13 protein-coding genes are annotated in these 16149 nt (G+C 61.2%); 9 read left to right on the top strand and 4 right to left on the bottom strand.

Going from position 1 to position 16149, the window contains the following annotated elements; all coding sequences use genetic code 11:
* Nucleotides 1-376: 376 nt before the first annotated feature.
* From dnaB to OGI63_RS01720, 9 genes are all read left to right on the top strand, one after another.
* Nucleotides 377-1756: a replicative DNA helicase gene (gene dnaB / locus OGI63_RS01680; RefSeq protein ID WP_370866491.1), complete on the top strand. Its 1380-nt coding sequence runs from the start codon at nucleotides 377-379 to the stop codon at nucleotides 1754-1756.
* A gap of 1 nt (nucleotide 1757) precedes the next feature.
* Entirely contained in the window at nucleotides 1758-3341 is a 1584-nt protein-coding gene (locus OGI63_RS01685; RefSeq protein WP_011742661.1) for a Mur ligase family protein, read from the top strand.
* 65 nt (nucleotides 3342-3406) lie between these two features.
* Nucleotides 3407-4165, top strand: a complete 759-nt coding sequence (locus OGI63_RS01690; protein ID WP_011742662.1) for a type 1 glutamine amidotransferase — start codon at nucleotides 3407-3409, stop codon at nucleotides 4163-4165.
* 148 nt (nucleotides 4166-4313) lie between these two features.
* Nucleotides 4314-4553, top strand: a complete 240-nt coding sequence (locus OGI63_RS01695) for a phasin family protein (RefSeq protein ID WP_041777208.1) — start codon at nucleotides 4314-4316, stop codon at nucleotides 4551-4553.
* A gap of 139 nt (nucleotides 4554-4692) precedes the next feature.
* Complete coding sequence (locus OGI63_RS01700; RefSeq protein ID WP_041777209.1) at nucleotides 4693-6573, top strand: ABC1 kinase family protein; 1881 nt, start codon at nucleotides 4693-4695, stop codon at nucleotides 6571-6573.
* Nucleotides 6574-6831: 258 nt separating this feature from the next.
* Entirely contained in the window at nucleotides 6832-7497 is a 666-nt protein-coding gene (locus OGI63_RS01705) for a hypothetical protein (RefSeq protein ID WP_041777210.1), read from the top strand.
* Complete coding sequence (locus tag OGI63_RS01710; protein WP_167524178.1) at nucleotides 7451-7591, top strand: LPXTG cell wall anchor domain-containing protein; 141 nt, start codon at nucleotides 7451-7453, stop codon at nucleotides 7589-7591. The genes OGI63_RS01705 and OGI63_RS01710 overlap by 47 nt, the downstream gene beginning before the upstream one ends.
* 39 nt (nucleotides 7592-7630) lie before the next feature.
* A complete protein-coding gene (locus OGI63_RS01715; RefSeq protein WP_011742666.1) occupies nucleotides 7631-8515 on the top strand; it encodes a class C sortase in 885 nt (294 codons plus the stop codon).
* A 509-nt stretch (nucleotides 8516-9024) separates the two neighbouring features.
* A complete protein-coding gene (locus OGI63_RS01720) occupies nucleotides 9025-10089 on the top strand; it encodes a glycerophosphodiester phosphodiesterase family protein (RefSeq protein WP_407918980.1) in 1065 nt (354 codons plus the stop codon).
* A 160-nt stretch (nucleotides 10090-10249) separates the two neighbouring features.
* On the opposite strand, the gene upp is transcribed toward OGI63_RS01720, so the two are convergent.
* From upp to OGI63_RS01740, 4 genes are all read right to left on the bottom strand, one after another.
* Nucleotides 10250-10891: a uracil phosphoribosyltransferase gene (upp, locus tag OGI63_RS01725; RefSeq protein WP_003807463.1), complete on the bottom strand. Its 642-nt coding sequence runs from the start codon at nucleotides 10889-10891 to the stop codon at nucleotides 10250-10252.
* Nucleotides 10892-11245: 354 nt separating this feature from the next.
* Complete coding sequence (locus OGI63_RS01730; RefSeq protein WP_011742668.1) at nucleotides 11246-12022, bottom strand: hypothetical protein; 777 nt, start codon at nucleotides 12020-12022, stop codon at nucleotides 11246-11248.
* Between the two features lies 1 nt (nucleotide 12023).
* Nucleotides 12024-13112: an NUDIX hydrolase gene (locus tag OGI63_RS01735; protein WP_011742669.1), complete on the bottom strand. Its 1089-nt coding sequence runs from the start codon at nucleotides 13110-13112 to the stop codon at nucleotides 12024-12026.
* Nucleotides 13113-13219: 107 nt separating this feature from the next.
* Nucleotides 13220-15454, bottom strand: a complete 2235-nt coding sequence (locus OGI63_RS01740; protein WP_011742670.1) for an RNA degradosome polyphosphate kinase — start codon at nucleotides 15452-15454, stop codon at nucleotides 13220-13222.
* Nucleotides 15455-16149: the final 695 nt, after the last annotated feature.

Here is a 16149-nt window from a genome sequence, read left to right on the forward strand (position 1 = left end):
TTCGGCAAATCGAAATAAGGGAATCGGGGTACATGCTTTAGGATGTCCCCAAGTTGTCCACTCAGTTATCCCCACTCTGTGGATAAGTCGAAACGTTTTCCACATGGTTATCCCCAATATGTGGATAACTCGGCTTTTTTCGACTTTCTTATCCACACCAAAGCCATTCGCGCGTGTCGTTCGGTGGATGCGGAGATTCATCCATAATCTCAATGCAACACCGGTCGTGACGGCACGCACGTATTATGGTTTTCCTCGGTATTGAACACATTCGATTGACTGCTGCGGTTGGAGGGACATGGCGGAGAACGACTCTTGGAACAACGGTTCGGCGCAGAACCGCGGATTTTCGAACGCTGGAAACGGTGCGAACGGCATGAACGGCCGATCCGGCCAAGCCGTGCGCGACGCCCTGTTCGACCGCGTGCCGCCGCATGACGACGCCGCCGAAATGGCGGTGTTGGGCGGCATGCTGATGAGCAAGGACGCCATCGGCGAAGTATCGCAGATGATTGACGTGTCCGACTTCTACCAGCCACGCAACCAAACCGTGTACGAAGCGGTCATCAAACTGTTCTCGGCCTCCCAGCCGGTCGACGCCGTGCTGGTGGCCAACGAGCTGCTCGCCGAAGGCAATCTGGAAAAAGTGGGTGGCTCCGACTATCTGCACAGCCTGGTCGCATCGGTTCCGACCGCCGCAAACGCCACGTATTACGCCGACATCGTGCATCAGCGCGCCATCCTGCGTAATGTGATCGCGGCCGGCACCAAAATCGCACAGCTCGGCTACACCGCAGAAGGCTCGCAGGCCGAAGACGTCGTCAACCTGGCGCAGGCCGAAGTATATGAGATGTCCACCGGCAAAGTGCGGCAGGACTACGCGCCGATCGGTACCGTCATCGCCGATACGCTTGACCAGCTCGACCGTCTGCAAAGCGGCGAAGTGTCCCGAGGCGTGCCGACGGGCTTCCGCGACATCGACGACGTGACGCAGGGCCTGCAGCCCGGCCAGATGATCGTCGTGGCAGGCCGACCGGCCATGGGCAAGTCCACACTCGGTGTGGACTTCGCCCGTTCCGCGGCACTGCATCACGGATTGACGACCATCATCTTCAGCTTGGAAATGAGCAAAAACGAGTTGGCGCAACGTATCATCTCCGCTGAATCCAACATTCCGCTCGCCGCCATGCGCCGCGCGGACGACATCACGCCGGAACGTTGGGCCATCCTGAACGAGTTGCAGGGCAAGCTGCAGAACGCGCCCCTGTTCATCGACGACAGCCCGAACATGAGCCTGATGGAAATCCGCGCGAAATGCCGCCGACTGAAGCAGACGAACGATTTGAAACTCGTCGTCATCGACTACCTGCAGCTCATGACCTCCGGCAAGGCCGTGGAAAGCCGCCAGCAGGAAGTGTCCGACTTCTCCCGTGCGCTGAAGCTGCTCGCCAAGGAGCTGGAAGTGCCGGTGGTGGCACTGAGCCAGCTGAACCGTGGCCCCGAAATGCGTCAGGACAAGAAGCCGCAGCTGTCCGACCTGCGTGAATCCGGCTCTATCGAACAGGACGCCGACGTGGTGTTCCTCGTGCACCGTCCGGACGCCTACGACAAGGAGGACCGCCCGGGCGAGGCCGACATCATCATGGCGAAGCATCGTAACGGTCCGACCGACACGTTCAATCTTGCGTTCCTTGGCGCGTATTCGAAGTTCAAGGACATGCCCCAGGATTACCAGTCCCAGCAGGAGGCGGTGTGATATGGCTTGGAATTCCTTCGCGACCCCGTTGATCGGCAAGGCCGTGCGCGCGGCCTCCCGTTTGGCGCACGGCGGTGGCAGCGCGTTCCCCGGCAAAATCGTGGAACGCATCGACCCGCAATTCCTGTCGCGCACATTGGCGCAACTGCCGCTCGGCGTGGTGCTCGTCTCCGGCACGAACGGCAAAACCACCACCACACGCATGGTGGCCAGCATGCTGCAATCGCTCGGATTGAAGGTGTTCACCAACCCGACCGGCTCGAACTTCACCCGTGGCGTGGTTTCGTCGCTGCTTGCGGAAGTCTCGCTTTCCGGCAAACTCGACGCCGACATCGCGGTGCTGGAACTCGACGAGGCGTACGCCGTGCATTTCGTCAAGCAGGTGCCGCCCGACTACTGCCTGCTGCTCAACGTGATGCGCGACCAGCTTGACCGTTTCGGCGAGATCGACAACACCGCGCGACTGCTGTCCAAAGCTGCGGAAGCCACCACCGGTACCGTCGTGCTCAACCGTGAGGACCCGCGCATCGCCCGTCTTGCTGACGTGGCGCATACGGAAGACGGCGTGGAAGTACGCTACTTCGGCCTTGACGAATCGTTGCGCGGCTTCTTCCCGTCGGATGACGACATGAGCACCACTGTTGACGCGGAAGCGCACGACAGTGCGGAACATGGCGGAAATATTGGCGATTCGGGCAATGCCGGCGATACTGCCGATGCCGTTGCGGCTGCCGCGCCGGCCACATCGCAACCGCAGGACGGTCCCGACGCGCTGCCCGCCGACGTGACGTTGCGCGCCGTGGGCGACCACCGCGCCACCTTCGCGATCGACGGCGAAACGTATGAGACGGCCGTGAAACTGGAAGGCGTATACAACCTGTACAACGCGGCCGCCGCGCTCGCCGTGGTGCGCGCCGTCGCAGCGGACGCGCAGGCGATGTTCCTGCCGTTCGAAGACGCGCTCGCCGACAGTGTCGACGCGGACGGTCCCGATGCCGGTACCGAAACGGACGGCAACGGCTCGCATGACGCCATCGACCAGGCCGCTGCGGACGAGATTCTGCGCGCGGCAGGCGTCTCACCCCGTATGATCGCCTTCGCGCACGCCACCACGCAGGCCATGATCGACACCGCCGGCGAGGTCACACCGGCATTCGGCCGAGGCGAGGTCATCACCGTGAACGACACCCCCGTGGAACTGCTGCTCGTCAAAAACCCCATGGGCTTCCGCCTGTCGCTGGCCTCGTTCAAGCCCGAAGGCTGCGACACCATGATCTGCATCAACGACGAATACGCCGACGGCCGCGACATGAGCTGGCTGTGGGACGTGGACTTCACCTCGCTGCGCGGCACCGGCGTCAAAGCCGTGTCCGGCGTACGCGCGTGGGACATGGCCCTGCGCCTCGAATACGATCAGGTGCCGGTCGAATCGGTCAGCACCGACCTGGAGGAATCGGTCGTGAACTTCGTGAACGCGAATTCTGGCACCCCCAAACACATCTACTGCACGTACACGGCCATGCTGAAAACGCGTGCCGCGCTCGCCAAAATCGCCGACGTGGCCGACGCCGGCGTGGGCAAGTGAGCGCCGCGCGAAACGAAACCGCGCAATCGCAAAGCAAAACAGCGGAAGGAAGACGAGGAGACGATATGAGCCAGGTCATCGACATCGTGTCGCTGTATCCGAAGGATATGAACATCTACGGCGATTCCGGCAACGTGCTCACCATCCAGCGCCGGCTCGCGCTGTACGGCTACGAGCCGCGCGTACACGCCTACAACCAGGGCTGCGACTGGCCCGAGCACGTGGACATGATTCTGGGTGGCGGCGGCCAGGACACCGGCCAGAAGAAGATCATCGACGACTTCTTCCAACGCGCCGACCTGCTGCGTTCGCTCGCGGCGGACGGCGTGCCGATGCTGATGATCTGCGGCCTGTACCAGCTGTTCGGCGAGTATTTCGAAACGGTCGACGGCTCCCGACTCGACGGCATCGGCGTGATCGGCGCGTACACGGTCGGCCAGGAAACACGCATGATCGGCAATCTTACGGAAACCTCCGCCGATTTCGGCAAGATCATCGGCTACGAAAACCATTCCGGACAGACGTTCCTGCGTGACGGCGTGCAGCCGCTCGGCACCGTCGAACAGGACGGCACCGGCAACAACGGCGAGGACCATACGGAAGGCGCGCGCGTCCACAACGTGATCGGCACGTACATGCACGGCTCGCTGCTGCCGAAGAATCCCGCGATCGCCGATTTCCTGATCCGCACCGCCGTCGAACGCCGTTACGGCACGTTCGATCCGGCCGCCGCCGGACAGACGGACGCGCAACGGGCCGCCCTGCATCGCATCGACGAAATCGCCGACCGTGCTCGTCGCGTGGCCATGTCCCGTCCGCGCTGACGGCTGCCATGCCGGTTCGCCGGCAATCGCACCGCCTGCGCTGAACGCCGGATATCCGCCACTTTTTATGCGATTGACCGGTTTCGCTCGGCGCAGATGTGAAGAAAATGCGATAGAGTGGTACCACCATCACCTAAAGGAGGACATCATGGCTGATTTTAATTTTGGTGACGGCCTGCGCAAGGTCTTTCTCGCCGGCGTCGGTGCCTTGGCGACCACTGTTGAGAAGAGCCAGGAAATCGTTGACGATCTCGTCAAGAAGGGCGAGCTGACCGTCGAGCAGGGCAAGGTCCTCAACGCCGAACTCAAGCACAAGGTCGAAGAGGCTAAGGAAGCCCCTGAGGCCAAGGATGCAGCCCCGGCCGAAACCGAAGACAAGGCCGAGTAGCTCCAGTCTTTCGTATCGCCGTCTGCCGCGCATGTGAGCGCCCGGACGGCGATTTGCTATGCCCGCGCGACGCCGGCGAAACGTTCGTCTGGCATCGCGGGCTTTCCAGCCGATTTCCCAACTGTTTGCGAGCAGTGACATGTCTTTGAAACACCCATCCGACAAGCCGGACGCGGCACGCCCCGAAAGCGTGGAGCCCGTCACGCTGTCCGACAGGGTCAACGCGGTCATCGACCCCACGGCCGACCCTTCGCCGGACGCCGCCTCCCAAGCAAACGGACTGACGGATGAGCTTGCCCACGAATCCGCGGACGATGCCGGCGAAACGGACGATACCGGCAAAGCGGCCGGTGCCAACGCGCAATCGTCCGAAACCATCGGCATCTTCGGAGCGCGCAAAGACACGTTCTCCGCGCGCTACCATCTGACCCGCCGCGGCAAACTCCGGCGTCTTGCGCAAATCGCGCAGATCGCCAACAAATTCGACGTGGTTCACGGACTCACGCCCGTCAAAATGCGTCTCATGCTCGAAGCGCTCGGCCCCACGTTCGTCAAGGTCGGACAGATCCTGTCCATGCGCTCCGAAATCCTGCCGCAATCGTTCTGCGACGAACTGTCCAAACTGCGCGCCGGCGCCGACCCCATGCCATACAGCACGGTGCTGCAGGTGCTTGAGGACGAATACGGCCGGCCCGTGGACGAGATCTTCGACCATATCGACCCCACCCCGCTCGGCTCGGCCAGCCTTGCGCAGGTGCATCGTGCGAAACTGCTCACCGGCGAGGACGTGGCCATCAAAGTGCAACGTCCGGGCGTGCGCGAAACCATGGCGCAGGACGTGTCCATCATGCGCACCATCGCGGGAATCGCCACCAAAACCATGCGCAGCGCGCAGGTGGTGGACCTGTCCGGCGTGGTCGAGGAACTGTGGGACACCTTCGAATCGGAAACCGACTTCCTCATCGAAACGCGCAATCTGGCGGAATTCAAACGATTCTGCGAACGCTACAAATACATGGACTGCCCGAAGCCGTACCCGGAACTATGCACCGAACACGTGGTGGTCATGGACTACGTGGAAGGCATCTCCGTCTCCCATCCGGACGAGCTGCTTGCAGCCGGCTACGACCTGAAGGAAATCGGCACCAAACTCGTGGACAACTACGCCACGCAGGTACTCGACGAAGGCTTCTTCCACGCGGACCCGCACCCCGGCAACATCATGGTGCGCGGTGGGCAGATCGTGCTGCTCGACCTGGGCATGACTGGCCGGCTCAACGCCAAAACCCGTTCCGTGCTGAAGGACATGATCTTCGCCGTGGCCGAGCAGGATTCCCCCAAGCTTGCCGACGGTCTGCTGCGTTTCGCCGGAGCTGAGGCCGATCCGGAGGATTATCCGGCATTGCTGGCCGATCTGGACGTGATCGTCAAGGAATTCGGCACAGTGGACCTGGCCGAACTGGACATCGCCGCCATGCTGACGGCCCTGACGCAGATGGCGCAACGCCACGGCATCGAAGTGCCGAGCACCGTCACCACGGTCGGCCGCGCGCTGGTCACGTTGGAGGGATTGCTTGACGAATTCATTCCCGACGTGAACATGATCCAGATCATCTCCGACCACATCGCGTCGAGCACGTCGAAGAAGGATTTCGCCAAGGACGAGACGAAATCGCTGGCTCTCGAAAGCCATCAGGCGCTGCACAGTCTGCTTGCCGCCGCCAACGAGCTGAAAGTGGCGTCCCGCATGCTCACGCGCGGCCAGCTGCGCGTCAATATGGAGATGGTCGGTTCGCAGGAGCCGATCCACCTGCTCGCCAACATGGTGAACAGGCTTACGATGGCGCTTATCGTGGTCGGCCTGTTCATCGGCTCGTCGATTGTGTATTACGCGGGCATCAAGCCGGTGATTTTCGGCATTCCGATTGTCGGTTTCCTCGGCTATGTGATCGCGTTCATCCTGTCCGTCTGGATTGTGTTCGACATCTACTTCAAGGGACGCGATTCGAAGAAGCGGTAGCCGGGCGTCTTGCGTTGCGGGTGGCTTGTGTTGCGGCGCGCTCGCATTCGTGTTGGTGATTGCGTTCATATCTGCGTTTGCGATTGCATTTGCGTTCCCGGATTATTCGATAGGACACGGCTTTTTGCTGAATAATCAGACAGGTTGTCAATGATTTCACTCCCCCTAATATGGACCCATTGACGGGGTACTGTTTTGGTGGCATAATGCTCAATGTCGACGATGACATCACCACCCGGTTCCCATGGAGGAGAGGACATGCAGGCCGGGAAATCCCAGCGAAGCGTGCTCGCGCTCGTGATCACCTGTGCCCTGATTCTTGGATTTGGTATCCCCCTTATTCCCCTTGTCGGAGTGGATTCCGCCGAAGGGACGGAGGTTTCCGCCGCTTCCGACGTTGCCACCGTCTCCGCCGAAAACAGCCTGCAGAACGGCAGTTTCGAACAGCCGGACGCGTACCAGTACCGTGAAACCAGCGATGTTCCGTATTGGAAATCCACCACGACTTCAGGCAACATCGAAATCGGCAGTGTCTTCAAAAACGGCAACGGAGACAATGACTCCCTGCACATGCGCACCGGCGAGAAAGTGGCCGCGGCCGAAGGCAGCCAATTCGGCAAGCCGGCCACGTCGAACGGCAACGACCAGTACGCCGAACTGAACTCCAACCAGGCGAGCTCGCTGTACCAGGTGGTCAACACCGTGCCTGAATCGAAATACGATTGGGGCCTGTACCACCGCGGCAGGCAGGGCAAGGACGCCATGGCGCTGGTGGTCGGCCCGAAACAGAACGTGGCCCCCATGAAGACGTCCGCCACCAGCAACGACCAGCTGCCAGTCCAAAACCGTGAACGAGACCAAGGATTGGCAATACGACGTGACCATCCAGGACACCCGCACCTCCGCCCTGCCGACCACCGGTAGCGTTGGCACGGTGCTGTTCGCCGTGCTCGGCATCGCGCTGATGGCCGGAGCGGTGTGGCTGTACGCCCGTAGCAAGCGCCAGTCCGCCAAGTAAACGGCTGATAACGGAGAATCGCAAGGAAGGGTCCACGGTATGAATCGCAAGACGGTGCAAAGCATCGCCATCATCGCGATCTTCATAACGGGGGCCCTTCTGCTGTTCTATCCGCTTGTCGGCAACTGGTGGAACGAACGCCGCTACGACATGCTCGTATCCGGCTACACACAACGTGTGCAGGTCAATCCGTCCGGCGAGGACTACGCAGAATTCAAACGGATCGACGCGTACAACGCCACTGTGCCCGGCAAAGGCGTTCCCGACGCGTTCGCCGTCACCACGCCCGAAGAGGACGCCGAATACGCCAGCTTCCTCAACGAGGACCCCAACGGCGTGATGGCATACATCAACATCCCCCGACTCAAATCCACCTTGCCGATCTGCCACTACACCACACCGGAATCGCTGCAGAAAGGCGTCGGCCATCTACGTGGCTCCGCCCTGCCCGTCGGCGGCAAAAACACGCACGCCGTGCTCTCCGCACACCGCGGCCTGCCGACCTCACGCCTGTTCACCGACCTTGACAAGGTGAGGAAAGGCGACCACTTCTACATCACCGTGCTCAACCGCACGCTCGCCTACGAGGTCGATCGAATCAGCGTGGTCAAACCCGACCAAACGAAGGAACTCAGCGTCCAGCCCGGCAAGAACCTCGTCACGCTCGTCACCTGCACGCCGTACGGCGTGAACACGCAACGGCTGCTGGTGCGCGGCCATCGCGTGCCATACAACGCGGCGCAAGCCAAACACGAGGCTGCGGATTCCGCGGTCTCGTCATTCACCGTCTACGGTTTCGTCGCAACCTACGGCACGCTCGCCATCGCGCTTGCCGGCATCGCCGTGCTCCGCCGCAACGCAGCGGCCCGCACCTCGCATCACGCCGCCGATTGGCCGCATAGCCTCACCGTCTCAGTCCGCTAATAAAAGGCGATTAGCCAGTCTTACCGGCTCGGTAATCGCCCTTCCGTATTTTGTCCCGCGAAAGTCCGTTCCTGGTAACAAAATGCGAAAGGGAAACGATCGGCGATACCCCCTTTTGCTCACGACTTACGATTTTGCGTATCTTTGGCGGGATGTGCGTCAAAAAAGACGGAAAAACAGGCGATTTATACCCCCTACCATGCTTTGCCGCACCCTCTTTCGCTCACGACTGTGCCAAACCGGCCTAAATCGCAAGTCGTGAGCAACAGGGCGCAACCTGCCAGGCCCCACCACCGACTCGGCAATCGCCCTTCCATATTTTGTCCCGCGAAAGCCTTTCGAGGCCGACGTGGGTGCCGTTAGAGCGTGGGAATCGCCATATGCAACGACGAAACTGAATAATCGGTGAAATCGTGAGCGAAAACCGGCAAACTGGGCTACGCTCGTAACAAGTGGCTCATTGCGCGCGCAAATGCGGTGAGCAGGGTCAATCGCAAGGGAGGATGCCCATGTCAAAGTCGTTTCTCAAGAAAGCGCTGCTCGGTGGTGCGGTGGCGGCGGGAGCCGCGGTGTGGGCGATCGCCCCGCGTTCCTTCTCCGACAAGCGGCGCAACTATGTGCCGGCCGTTCCGGATGTGTGGTACGCGCACCGCGGTCTGCATGACGCCGGTTCCGGCCTGACCGCGCAATACGCCAACGAAAGCGGCGAATACGTGGCGCTCGCCCGCCGCATGGCCATGAAAGCCGGGTACGGCAGCCCTGATACACCCGGCGTGATTGCCCCTGAAAACTCGCTTGCCGCGTTCGCAGCCGCCTGTGAAGCCGGGTACGGTATCGAACTGGACCTGCAGATGACGCGCGATGGCGAGGTCGTGGTGGTGCATGACGGCGACCTGATGCGTGTTGCCGGAGATCCGCGCCGTATCGCCGATCTCACGTATGACGAGCTGACTCGTATTCCGCTGTTCCCGACCGACGCTCCGGGCGCATGCAAGGCCGCGCCGCTGCCGTTGGCATTGGAGGAACCGCCGCTGGTCACCACGCCGGACAACGCGCCGGAAGGCTACTATCAGCATGTGCCGCTATTCGCCGACGTGCTCAAAGTGGTGGCTGGTCGTGTGCCGCTGATTGTGGAATATAAGTTCGATGACAACTCCAAGTGGGATCCGCGCGACGTGGAGCTTATGGAGAAGGGCGACGCGTTGCTGCAGGCATACTCCGGCAAGTACGTAATCGAATCGTTCAACCCGGCCGCCGTGAACTGGTACAAGGAAAACCGTCCGGAAGTGTGCCGCGGCCAGCTGTCTTGGTGGCCGTACGGCGAGGACAAGCCCACCGATCCGGTGGCGCTCGGCAAGGAATACGCGGCCGGCGCGCTGTTGTCCGACTGGATTTCCCGTCCTGATTTCGTCGCCTACGATTGGAAGGGCGGCAACAGCCCGCAGGTGAAGCTGGCCCGATTCATGGGTGCGGTGCCGGTGTCGTGGACCGTGCGCAGCCGCGACGAATACGCGCAGTGCTGCGACCAGTTCGACCGCCACATCTTCGAAGCGTTCGTGCCCGACGAACAGTAGCCGACTGATAGTTGCCCGGCGAGCGACAGCAGCCGGGCGCTAGTCGACGGACTATGATCGACAGGCGACAGCCGGTTTTATATGGTTTCGGCCTGCCATCGCATGATTGGTGCGGTAGCAGGCCGAATTTTTATTCGATTGATTTATTCCGATTGGCAGCTCAGTCGATCACGCCGTACAGACGGTCGCCGGCGTCACCCAAGCCCGGCACGATGTAGCACTTGTCGTTGAGCTTCTCATCGACGGCGCACAGCACCAGCTTGAACTTGATGGACGGGTCGAGGTTTTCCTCAACGAACTTCAGACCTTCCGGAGCGCCCAGAATGCACACTGCGGTGATGTCCTTCGCACCGCGCTCGGCCAGATAGTGGGTGGCCGCAACGAGCGTGCCGCCGGTGGCGAGCATCGGGTCGATCAGGAAGCACTGACGGCCGGTGAGATCCTCCGGCAGACGGTTCGCGTACGTGATCTGCTGGGTCGGGTTCTCCTCGTCGCGCTTCATGCCGAGGAAACCGACTTCAGCGGACGGAATCATCTTGGTCATGCCGTCGAGCATGCCCAGACCTGCGCGCAGCACCGGCACGATAATCGGAGCCGGGGCGGCGATGTGCTTGCCGATCATCGGAGCCACCGGGGTTTCGATGGGCTTGTCCACGACTTCGATGTCGCGGGTGGCTTCGTAGGCCTCGAGCATCACGAGTTCGGAAACGAGCTCGCGGAACGTGGAGGACGGAGTGTTCTTGTCGCGAAGAACGGTGAGCTTGTGGTCCACCAGCGGGTGGTTCAAAACATGAATATCCATGGTTTCTAAGCGTAGTCCATGTATCGGCTGTTCGGCAACGCGCCGGTAGGTCGGTCAAATGAAACCCAGATGAGCGCCGATCGGATGGCAATCGAAAATCGCAAGAAAGCCAGAGAAAAATCAGGAAAACATCAAAAGAGGAGAAAAGCGCCGAACCACGAAAGCGCCTGTCGGCGCAAAGGCCGCTCGCAGCGGCAAAAAATGGAGCCCGGGGCTATGCATGGCCCGGCGCGAATTCCTATTGTACAGTCGCGCTCGACGCTTCGCAGCGCCGTGTCGCGTGGGGTATGAAACGGGGGAAAATTACGGAAAGCGGCGGTGGAAAGCAGTAGTGGAAAACGACAGTGGAACGGCCTATTCCAATCGTCCGCGCCGCCACAGATTCGCCCCGTGGCGGAAATCCTTGGCCGTGGCGAACAGGTTGCCGGCTGTGTGCATCAGTTTCGCAGCCTTCGCGCGCGCCCGCTTCTCAACGGCCGACGGGCGGCTGCCGGCCGCAGCAGACGTAGCGGAACCGTCGGAAACATCAGATGATCCAGCCTCGCTGGAACCGCTCAGCGAAGCCAGTTTGCGCGCTTCGATACGCAATCCCAACGCAACCACGTCGGTGAAGGCGGCGGCCCGCTCAAGTGCCACGGCGAAATCGCCTGTAAACGCGCCGGCCAAAATCGAATCGGCGGTACGTGCGATGTCGTTTTCCGTCGGTGCTTGGTCCACGCCGGCAATCGCGGAAGCGGTGGTGGCGACGGGCTCGCCGACGCGCCACAGTCGCGCGATCGATTCGCGGTTCTTCCGCATCCACGTACGCAGCAGATACAGTCGCCACAGAATGCCCGGCAGCGAGTCGGGGTCGGCATGGCTCCACAGTTCGGCGATCACGTCCACGCCTTCGCGGTCCACCAGCGTCAGCACGCGTTCCACCAGTTCGGCGTCCTGCGTGTGGTGCACGCGGTCAAGCAGCGCCGCGGCCGACGCATGGCACATTTCGTTGATTTCCGCCGGATCGGCGTCGCCGGCGATATTGTCGGCCATCATCTGGTCGAGCTGGCCGGGGCGTGCCGGACGCGGCGAACCGGTGTTCGTGAAACCGGCGGAACGGCTGGGAACGACTGAACCGGAACCGTAGTGCATGTTAGTAGACAATGGGGGAGACCTTCTGAATGTCGATGATGCTGGGGCCTTGCGGTGTGTCGATGATGAACAGCGACATGGCGGTGCCGGTAGGCATGTATGGCGATTTTGCGATGAGCTGCTTGGCAAGCTGCTTACGCGCACACAGGCCGCGCAAATGGTCGTACATGCCGCCGATGACCGGCCGGTGCATGCAGATGGCCGTGGTTTCGCGGCTGTTGAGCGTCTGCGTGATCTGCTCGCGGAACGCCAGCCATGAGACCGCCGGATGCTCGGCGAACGCGTCCTCCGTCAACGTGTTGATGTGTTCCATCGGCCGTTCGGTCTGCCAGCTCAGCACCTGCAACGTCTCCTGGCAGCGCAGCCACGGCGAGGTGGCCAGTCGCGTCGGGTTGAAACAGGCGAGCTCGCGGTTGAGGGCAAACGCCATCGCCGCGCCTTTCGGCGTGATTGGACGGTTCGCGTCGGTGCCCTTCCACGACTTGCGCGATTCAGCCTTCGCATGGCGTACGATCAGCAGATTCTGCGCGGTCGCGGCACCCTCCTGCACGCGGTCCACGAACACTGCCAACGTGTCCTTATCGGTCGAATGGGACAGTATTTTGCGCGCCTCACGTACGGAAACCCAGACGATATCGTTGATTTCGCCCACGTCCGCGCGGTGCACCGGGCCGAACGCGTCCAGCAGATGTTCGGCGTCGTCGGCGGAAATCGGCTGCGCCATCCAATACAACGTGTGCTTGGTGTCGGCCGTGCAATCGTGCGAATGCCGGGTCTTCTTGCCCTCTTCGGACAACGGGTATTCGACTTCGCACAGATACGGTCCGAGTTTGACCGGCGACCCCGTCTCTTCGCCGATTTCACGCACCGCCGCATGCCGATGCGTCTCGTTCTGCTCGAGTTTGCCTTTCGGCCAGCTCCAATCGTCATACTTCGGACGGTGCACGATACATACTTCAATGCTGTCGAGCTGTTCCTGCGCGGATTTGCTACTGGCGATCGCAGGATCGTTCGCGATATCGCTGCCCGCCTTCCATCGCCATACGATGCCGCCGGCGGCTTCCACGATGCGTCTCATCTTTTCGCTCATATTGTCCTATTCTAGGCTGGGCCGGGCTGGCGGCGGCGCGTGACGTCCGAACATACAGAAAATGGCCGGGCCCGCAAGGTGCGGAACCGGCCATTCGCCTCGATCGATCAGTGCCTTACCGGTCGACGCGTGTGTTTCTTGATGAGGTATTCCTGGCTGTCGACCAGCGGTCGACCTTCCTCATCCTTGCAATGGCGCACATAGGTGCCATCGGCCTGCATATGCCAAGACGCGGTGGAATCGGCCATCTGCAGATCGACGTACTTGATGAGCTCGTCGATCTGCTCCGGAGCCACGATGCGGACCAGCGCTTCGACTCGACGGTCGAGGTTGCGGTGCATCAGATCGGCGGAACCAATCCACACTTCCGGACCGGCCGCAGGGCCTTCGCCGATCTGCGGGCCATCGGAGTTGGCGAACGCGTAAATACGGCTGTGCTCAAGGAAACGGCCGAGGATCGAACGCACGCGGATGTTCTCGGAAAGTCCCGGAACGCCCGGCTTGAGCGCGCAGATGCCACGTTCGACGATGTCGATCTTCACGCCGGCCTGGCTTGCACGGTACAGCGCGTCGATGGTCTTTTCGTCAACGATGGAGTTGACCTTGATCTTGATCCACGCTTCCTTGCCGGCGCGTGCGGCGTCCTCCTCGCGGCGGATGCGCTGAATCAAGCCGGAACGCACGGTGCGCGGCGCCACCAGCAGACGGTGGAAGCTCGACTTCGGCGCGTAGCCGGACAGCTGGTTGAACAGGCGGGTCATATCCTGGCCGACCACCGGATCGCAGGTCAGCAGGCCCAGGTCGGTGTAGATACGTGCGGTCTTCGGATTGTAATTACCGGTGCCCACGTGGCAGTAACGACGCAGGCCGTCGGCTTCCTGACGCACCACAAGGCTCAGCTTGCAGTGGGTCTTCAGGCCGACGATGCCGTACACCACGTGCACGCCCGCGCGTTCCAGCTTGCGGGCCCACGCGATGTTGGCGTCCTCGTCGAAACGCGCCTTGATCTCGACCAGCGCCAGCACCTGCTTGCCGGCATGCGCGGCGTCGATCAGCGCGTCGATGATCGGCGAATTGCTGGACGTACGGTACAGCGTCTGCTTGATGGCCAGCACCTTCGGATCGGCCGCGGCCTGCGCCAGGAACGCCTGCACGGACGTCGAGAAGGAATCGTACGGGTGGTGCAGCAGGATGTCGCGCTCGCGGATGGCGGCGAAAATGTCCTGCGCACGGGACGATTCGACTTCGGCGATCTGACGATTGGTGGTCGGAATGAACGGACGGTACTTGAGATCCGGACGGTCGATGCCGCCGAGCTCGAACAGCACGGTCGCGTCAAGCGGCGCCGGCAGGCGGTAGACCTCGTCGGCGCTCACGCGCAGCTGGTCGGCGAGCAGCTGGGACAGGAACGGGCTGGTCTCGTCGGAGATCTCCAAACGGATCGGCGGTCCGAAACGACGGCGCAGCAGCTCCTTCTCCATGGCGTTGAGCAGGTTCTCGGCGTCATCCTCTTCCACGTCGATGTCCTCGTTACGGGTGACGCGGAAGGAGCGTGCCTCCTTGATGATCATGCCCGGGAACAGGGATTCCAGGTGGGCGATGATCAGGTTCTCCATGGTGATGAAGCCATAGCGCACGTTGGTGTTCTCGTCTTCGGTCAGGTCGTCGACCGGCACGAGACGGTTCAGGTTGTCAGGAACCTTCACGCGGGCGAAGTGCGACTTGCCGGATGCCGGATTCTCCACCAGCACGGCGAGGTTGAGGGAACCGCCGGAAATGTACGGGAACGGGTGGGCCGGATCCACGGCAAGCGGAGTCAGAACCGGGAACACCTGCTGGCGGTAGTAGCGCGACAGGCGCTCCTGCTCGGCCGCGGTGAGCTTGTCCCAGCTCAGCAGCACGATCTGTTCCTTCGCCAGGTCGGGGAGGATGTGGTCGATGATGTAGTGCGCGTGCTCGTCCTGCAGGCGGTGGGCCTGCTCGCTGATGGCGCGCAGCTGCTGCCTCGGGCTCAGTCCGGAAGCGGCCGTCACGGCGATGCCGGTGTCGATGCGGCGCTTCAGGCCGGCCACGCGGACCATGAAGAACTCGTCGAGGTTGTTCGCGAAGATCGCGGCGAAGCTCGCGCGTTCGATGACCGGCAGGTCCTCATCCTGTGCAAGCTCGAGGACGCGCTTGTTGAACTTCAACCAGCTCAGCTCACGGTCGAAGAAACGGTCATTCGGCAGCGGTTCCTCGCCTGCCTGAAGCTCGCGCTTATCGTTCTTATCGGTCTCAGCGATATGCTCAGCTATCTGGCTGCGCAGGATCGCCTTTGAGGGTGCGTCAAAAATCTGTGCCATAGTTATCTACTTTATCCTCAAGTGCTTGGAATGTCTTGCAAAACTCAGGAAAATTAAGCAGGAGTTAACATTCGTTCGCCGAGTTGGTGAAATATGCTTCCGACACGCCGTTTTTTCGGGGCAAATGAACGTGAATGAACAAGCAAGCGTTGCGATTCGCACAGCATGGAGCATTTTTGCGATTCTTGCGATCGGAAAGCAACAGTTGCGATAAATACGGAACATCGTCCCGTTTCGGTTTGCACTTGCCGCAATGGCGAGCATAATTACGAAGTACAAGAACAACTGAAGAGCAGAGCCCCACAAGGTGTGTATGACCGAGATAGGTTGTTACGTTGAACGGGCATTGGATAGACTTACCGTTACGACGATGTTGTTGTGCAGCGATTCTGCTCCGAAGATTCTTGCAGGAAGGCCCGCTTCGGCGGGTCTTCCTTTTTTGTTGCGCTGCGCCGTGCTGCGTTGCGTAATGTCTTGCGATGTGCCGAATCGCGTTGCGATGTGGATAAGTGTGGATGACACGCCGAGGGTGTGGATAACCCACATTCTCCGACCACAGGTGCCGTTTCGGCTTGAACCCATGTGCGGTTTCGTTTTTCAATCGGCGGTATGAGCGATGCAATTTCTTCATTACAGGTCCCTCCGGTCCCATTGCCGTCATACGGAGGCCGTGACGTGCGCGTGACGTGTTCGCC

This window comes from Bifidobacterium sp. KRGSERBCFTRI (assembly GCF_025908335.1).

What these genes read in the sequence shown, in the direction of transcription:
- OGI63_RS01690 (WP_011742662.1), top strand. Translation starts at nt 3,407, where the DNA reads ATGAGCCAGGTCATCGACATCGTGTCGCTGTATCCGAAGGATATGAAC.
- OGI63_RS01715 (WP_011742666.1), top strand. Translation starts at nt 7,631, where the DNA reads ATGAATCGCAAGACGGTGCAAAGCATCGCCATCATCGCGATCTTCATA.
- OGI63_RS01685 (WP_011742661.1), top strand. Translation starts at nt 1,758, where the DNA reads ATGGCTTGGAATTCCTTCGCGACCCCGTTGATCGGCAAGGCCGTGCGC.
- OGI63_RS01720 (WP_407918980.1), top strand. Translation starts at nt 9,025, where the DNA reads ATGTCAAAGTCGTTTCTCAAGAAAGCGCTGCTCGGTGGTGCGGTGGCG.
- upp (WP_003807463.1), bottom strand. Translation starts at nt 10,891, where the DNA reads ATGGATATTCATGTTTTGAACCACCCGCTGGTGGACCACAAGCTCACC.
- dnaB (WP_370866491.1), top strand. Translation starts at nt 377, where the DNA reads ATGAACGGCCGATCCGGCCAAGCCGTGCGCGACGCCCTGTTCGACCGC.
- OGI63_RS01740 (WP_011742670.1), bottom strand. Translation starts at nt 15,454, where the DNA reads ATGGCACAGATTTTTGACGCACCCTCAAAGGCGATCCTGCGCAGCCAG.
- OGI63_RS01705 (WP_041777210.1), top strand. Translation starts at nt 6,832, where the DNA reads ATGCAGGCCGGGAAATCCCAGCGAAGCGTGCTCGCGCTCGTGATCACC.
- OGI63_RS01695 (WP_041777208.1), top strand. Translation starts at nt 4,314, where the DNA reads ATGGCTGATTTTAATTTTGGTGACGGCCTGCGCAAGGTCTTTCTCGCC.
- OGI63_RS01700 (WP_041777209.1), top strand. Translation starts at nt 4,693, where the DNA reads ATGTCTTTGAAACACCCATCCGACAAGCCGGACGCGGCACGCCCCGAA.
- OGI63_RS01730 (WP_011742668.1), bottom strand. Translation starts at nt 12,022, where the DNA reads ATGCACTACGGTTCCGGTTCAGTCGTTCCCAGCCGTTCCGCCGGTTTC.
- OGI63_RS01735 (WP_011742669.1), bottom strand. Translation starts at nt 13,112, where the DNA reads ATGAGCGAAAAGATGAGACGCATCGTGGAAGCCGCCGGCGGCATCGTA.